Source organism: uncultured Brachyspira sp. (genome assembly GCF_944390595.1).
Lineage (GTDB): Bacteria > Spirochaetota > Brachyspiria > Brachyspirales > Brachyspiraceae > Brachyspira.
Window position 1 is genome coordinate 1 of record NZ_CALXRN010000111.1, and the last position, 3,634, is coordinate 3,634.

Annotated in this window: 5 protein-coding genes; 3 read left to right on the forward strand and 2 right to left on the reverse strand. The window is 22.5% G+C overall.

Annotated elements, in window-relative coordinates:
• The 3 genes from Q0J90_RS06140 to Q0J90_RS06150 all read left to right on the forward strand — a co-directional run.
• Nucleotides 1-367, forward strand: a 367-nt coding sequence (locus tag Q0J90_RS06140; protein WP_297277061.1) for a zinc finger domain-containing protein, incomplete at its 5' end; no start/stop codon positions are given.
• Between the two features lie 123 nt (nt 368-490).
• Complete coding sequence (locus Q0J90_RS06145) at nt 491-2,173, forward strand: AAA family ATPase (RefSeq protein WP_297277062.1); 1,683 nt, start codon at nt 491-493, stop codon at nt 2,171-2,173.
• Between the two features lie 2 nt (nt 2,174-2,175).
• A complete protein-coding gene (locus Q0J90_RS06150; protein WP_297277063.1) occupies nt 2,176-3,024 on the forward strand; it encodes a DNA adenine methylase in 849 nt (282 codons plus the stop codon).
• A gap of 109 nt (nt 3,025-3,133) precedes the next feature.
• Here the strand turns inward: Q0J90_RS06150 and Q0J90_RS06155 are convergent, their stop codons facing one another.
• Together Q0J90_RS06155 and Q0J90_RS06160 are read right to left on the reverse strand one after the other, a co-directional pair.
• Nucleotides 3,134-3,373, reverse strand: a complete 240-nt coding sequence (locus Q0J90_RS06155) for a DUF2442 domain-containing protein (protein WP_297277064.1) — start codon at nt 3,371-3,373, stop codon at nt 3,134-3,136.
• Nucleotides 3,374-3,375: 2 nt separating this feature from the next.
• Nucleotides 3,376-3,634 (reverse strand): DUF4160 domain-containing protein (locus Q0J90_RS06160; RefSeq protein ID WP_297277065.1); only part of this gene is annotated, 259 nt, incomplete at its 5' end.

A 3,634-nucleotide genomic window follows, 5' to 3' on the forward strand; every position in this document is an offset into this window, starting at 1 on the left:
GTTAGAAAAAGAATGGGCTTCAATTCTTAAAGTACGCGATGATGTATTATTATCACTTGAAAGAGCTAGAGATAATAGCACAATAGGTAAATCTTTAGAGGCTTATGTAACAATATGCACTAAAGAACCAGCAACTAAAGAATTGCTTACTAAATATGAAAAATATTTAAACGAGATATTCATCGTAAGTAAAGTAACACTTTCTGACAGCAAGGACGATACATTTATAGAGGGCGGCGTTTCTTTCGTTAAGACAGAGAAAGCTAGTCATGAAAAATGCGTACGCTGTTGGGGACATTATGACAGTGTAGGAACAGACAGCGAGCATAAAGAGTTGTGTACTAGATGTGCTGAGGCAGTGAGATAAAAAATAATTAATATTTAGATATTATAAAAGGGCGGCTATGAATAATGGCTGCCTTTTTTCTTTTATTGACAACGATATTTTGAAAGTATATAATATTAAATATATTTTTAGTAGGTATAAATAATGGGGCTAAAATTAGAATTTATAAAATATCGAAAATTTGAAAATATAACTTTTGAATTTAATAAAAACATAAATATAATAGCTGGTGTTAATGGAACTTGTAAATCATCATTATTATATGTTATTAGTAATTCATTTAAAAAAATAGATAAAAATTTTGAGTATTTAAAAGATAAACAATTCATTACAATAACAAATAAAATTACTAAAGAGATAAACCCTAAATTAGAAAGGCTAGTAAAAAATTCTAAATACTATAATGATCCTGCTAAAAATACAAAAGGTATTTTATACAATGTTATATCTAATAATAAATTAGGATTCAGGAAACATAATTCTAAAAAAGCAGATAGATATGCTGTTAAACCATATTATAGAATAAAAAATGAAGAATCTTTAGAGTATAGATTTATAATTTATCTTGGTTTATCTAGGTTATTGCCTTATGGAGAATATTATAATGATGATTTAATAAATAAAATTAATGTTGATTTCCCAGAAAAATATAAAAATTCTATAAAAGAATTATATAAAGAATTCACAAATTTTGATATAGAGTATCAATATAATGAAGCCGTTTCTAATATAAAAAATAGAGGAGATTTTTCTACAAATATTGATGGTATAGATTCTAATACAATATCTGCTGGAGAAGATAATTTATTTATAATACTTCAGGCTTTAGTATCATTTGAATATTATTATGATAGTTTAGATGAAGATTATAGAGATAAAGAAGAATTTGTATCCATATTTTTAATAGATGAACTAGATGCAACCTTACATCCAAATTATCAAAATAAATTATTAGATAAATTAGAGGAATATTCTAAGAAATATAAAATTAAAATAATATTTACAACTCATAGTTTATCATTAATAGAATATTCTTTAAATAAAAAGGAACAAATTAATATAATTTATCTACAAGATAAAAATAATAAAGTTGATAAATTAGATAATTCAAATATTTATAAAATGAAACAGCATCTTTTGAGCATCGGTAGAAAGAAAATGTTTGAAAATGTTAGAATTAATATTTTTACTGAAGATGAAGAAGCTAGAATATTTTTAAATATTTTATTTGACTTTTTTGAGAAAAAATACGGAGATTCATTTTCCTATATAAGGGATAAATTTTTTTTATTAAAAATGTCAATAGGTTCAAGTAATTTAGAAAAACTCTTTAATAAAGAAAATTTTCAAAATGAACATTATTTGGGTATATGCATACTTGATGGTGATCAAGAAAATAAGGTAAAAGATAAGCGAGGAAATTGTATATTATGTTTACCAGGTGGAAAATCTCCAGAAAAATTATTTTTTGAATATATTGAAGTAATAATAAATAATTATGAATTATATGATAGTAAATATAATTTATCAAAGGAATATTCATCTGATGATTTAAAAGAAATTTTTAATTTATATAAAAAAATACAATTAAAAATAGAAGAAAAATCCAAAAATAATTCGTCTAAAGGTTTAGAGAGAGAAGAATTCAAGAACCATTTTGATAAATATAAAAAACATTATAAATATTTTTTTGAGTTATGGATAAAAGAAAATGAAGAAGAAGTTAATAAATTTTATAAAGAATTAAATATTTTATTTAAAAAAGTTGCTCATTTTTTTGGTATAGATAGAAATGAGTGGAATATAGAAGATAATAAAGGAGAGTGATTATGCCAGAAATAGTATCTCCTTTAAGATATCCAGGCGGAAAAAGTTTTTTTTATGATTATGTAAAAAAACTTATAGTATATAATAATCTAATAGGAAAAACTTATTTAGAACCTTTTGCAGGTGGAGCTGGAATTGCTTTAAAACTTTTATTAAATAATGATGTTGAAAAAATTATAATTAATGATTTTGATATATCAATATATGCTTTTTGGTATAGTATTCTTAATTATACAGATACTATGTGTGATAAAATTTATCATACTAAAATTGATATTAAAGAATGGAATAAGCAAAAAGAAATTTATAATAATCAAAATGCTAATAATTTATTTGATTTGGGATTTGCAACATTTTTTTTGAATAGAACTAATGTTTCTGGAATTATTAATGCAGGAATTATTGGAGGTAAAAAACAACTTGGTAAGTATAAAATTGATTCTAGGTTTAATAAAGATAAACTTATTGATAAAATACAAAATATAGCAAAAGAGAAAAATAGAATTATATTATATAATTTAGATGCTATAGATTTATTAAAAAATAGAAATATAAAAAGATATAAAAATATTTTTATTAATTTTGATCCGCCATATTTTTTGAAAGGTAAAGAATTATATAAAAATTTTTATAAAGATAAGGATCATATTAATTTAAATAATGTTATAGATTCTATAAATTATAAATGGATAGTAACTTATGATGTATCGGATTTTATATTTTCATTATATAATAAATACAGAAAAAGTTATTTAGATTTATTTTATAATATAAATAAAAAAGTTAAATCAAAAGAGTATATTTTTTTTAGTGACAATTTATATTTACCAAATGATATTAAATTAATTTAATGTTAAATATATTTCTTATTGTATTTAGTTACAAAAAGCACGGTTTGGGTGGGATATATATAAGGTAAATTTTTAAAAAATTATTTCTGGGTTAGTGTTGTAGTTAATTTTATGCTTCGTAGTATAAAGTGTTACATGATATATCCAAATCATCGTTCCAAGAAATTCCGTATCCGCCAACATCTACCTTGACAAGATTAAATAAAGTCTTATCATTCAAAATTGCAAACTCTTTATGTTCAGGGATTAATTTTTTTATATCATAATATTTTATTTCTTCATTTTCAAATATTATTTCTAAAATGAGATTGTCTAAAGCTTTGACATTTTTAATTTTATGGAAAGTCATAATTACTCCAAAGGTTCTAATTGCTTAAAGTTTTGAGTATTCCACATATTTAAAAGTTCATCTTGATTATTCTTAGCCCATTCCAATACAAGAGAACATGCTTTATTAGGTAAATCGCCTTCTATCATTTTTAATTCATTGATATCAATAACACCAATATACTCACCATATATAGCATGAAAATGCGGAGGATTATGCTCTTTTTGCTGAAAATACATTTTGATAATGATACCATAAAATCTTGATATAACAGGCATTTTT